Below are 1,304 nucleotides of genomic sequence, written 5' to 3' on the forward strand. Positions count from 1 at the left end.
GGTTCTTCGCGGGATCTTGGGGAAGTGGAAGTTGACAGACAGGGTGCTGGTAAACTGGCTGTCTCCAAACACACCACCACCATCACCCTGCTGTCGCCGTGCATCATATTGATATTGCCTCCTTCTGGCCAGGTTATACCGTCATCGCCCAAGCGCTTTCTGCCAACCATCACACCCTGTTTACCCTTGAGCCTCGCGCCGACTTCTTGCCCCGTTGTCGCCGATGCCTGCAACCCACGCCATTGATCCACGACCAACGTATCCGCCGGGTGCGTGAGCGAGACCTATTTGACCGACAAGTCTGGTTACAACTGCCTGTTCGCCGCGTCGACTGTCTGCGCTGTGGTCGCGTCAGTGAACATATCGACTGGCTCCCCTCTGGCTCCCGCCTCACCCGGCGCATGCAGTGCTGGATTGAAGCGCTCGTTCAGTACCTCCCCATCCGCCATGTCAGCCAGCTCACCGGGGTCGGTTGGCACACCATCAAGGAGATCGACAAGCGCCGTTTGCAGACCAGTGTGGGCACCATCGAACTTGGGGAGGTGCGGCGGCTGGTGATGGATGAGTTTGCCCTGCACAAGGGACACCGCTATGCCACCGTGATCATGGATGCCGAGCGAACCCGCGTCCTGTGGGTGGGGCACGGCAACAGCCGGGCCGCGATCCGTCCCTTCTTCGAGCAGCTCGGCGAGCGATGCCAGCAGATTGAAGCGGTGGCGATGGACATGAACACGGCGTTCGACCTGGAGGTGAAGCAACACTGCCCGCAGGCGGAGGTGGTCTACGACCTGTTCCACGTGGTGGCTCGCTATGGCCGAGAGGTGGTGGACCGGGTGCGAGTGGAGCAGGCGAATGCACTGAAAAGCGATAAACCGGCGCGAAAAGTGGTCAAAAGTGCGCGTTGGTTGCTGCTACGTAATCGGGCGAAGTTGAGTGAAAAACAGGATGTGAAGTTGCAGGAGCTGTTGGCGGCGAATCAACCGCTGGCGATGGTGTACGTGCTGAAAGAGGGGTTGAAGGGCATCTGGTATGCGCCGAGCGTGTGGGAAGGATGGCGACGATGGCGGAGCTGGATGCGGCAGGTGAAGGAAAGCGGGCTAGCGCCGCTGCAACGATTTGGTCGAAATTTATCGAAATATATGCGGGGGATCCTGGCGAGTGCAAACTACCCGATGCACACGAGTGTGCTGGAAGGGGTGAACAACAAGATCAAAGTGATAAAGCGTATGGCATATGGATTTAGGGACTCAGAATACTTTTTTCTGAAAATCAAGGCGGCCTTCCCCGGAAAGCCGCGATGAACC

The 1,304-nt window shown here is 58.4% G+C and carries 1 protein-coding gene; it reads left to right on the top strand.

The window, feature by feature from the left end; all coding sequences use genetic code 11:
* Positions 1-98: 98 nt before the first annotated feature.
* Positions 99-1,301, top strand: coding sequence for an ISL3-like element ISAeme19 family transposase (locus PG887_RS22335; protein WP_081000878.1), 1,203 nt, complete (start codon positions 99-101; stop codon positions 1,299-1,301).
* Positions 1,302-1,304 lie beyond the last annotated feature (3 nt).

This window comes from Aeromonas sp. QDB14 (assembly GCF_027707845.1).
Lineage (GTDB): Bacteria > Pseudomonadota > Gammaproteobacteria > Enterobacterales > Aeromonadaceae > Aeromonas > Aeromonas caviae.